The organism is Arsenicibacter sp. R0_47 (assembly GCF_057652235.1).
On sequence record NZ_JBYFCJ010000120.1, the window covers coordinates 1 to 452 of the forward strand.

Consider the following 452-nt stretch of genomic DNA (forward strand, 5'->3'; position numbering starts at 1 on the left):
ACGGATCCGGACAGCGGCACGTCGAACAACGGGTTGCTGAGCGCGACGGTGTCGGTGGGTCAGCCATCGGTTGGTACGGCCGTTGCCAACGCCAACGGCACGGTGAGCTACACGCCGCCTTCGGGCTTCACGGGTGTGGTGAGTTTCCCGTACACGGTGTGTGATCAGGGCAGCAATCCGGGTCCGTTGTGTGCGACGGCAGTGGTGACGGTGCTGGTGAAACCAACGCCGACGCCGGGTGTAACGCTGGCACCGGTGGCGGTGGATGATGCGTTGATCACGCTGGTGAACACGCCGAAGGGCGGTAGTCTGGCCACCAACGACAGCGATCCGAACAGTCCTCCGCTGGCCCTGACCTACACGGCGGGCAGCTTCCCGACGGTACACGGGACGATAGTGGTGGCTACCAGCGGCAGCTACACGTACACACCGGCGGGCGGTTATGCGGGTCC

The 452-nt window shown here is 65.0% G+C and carries 1 protein-coding gene; it reads left to right on the top strand.

Annotation, left to right across the window (positions count from 1 at the left end):
• The coding region (locus AC23NW_RS36285; protein WP_487455604.1) for an Ig-like domain-containing protein at positions 1 to 452 on the top strand (452 nt) is incomplete at both ends.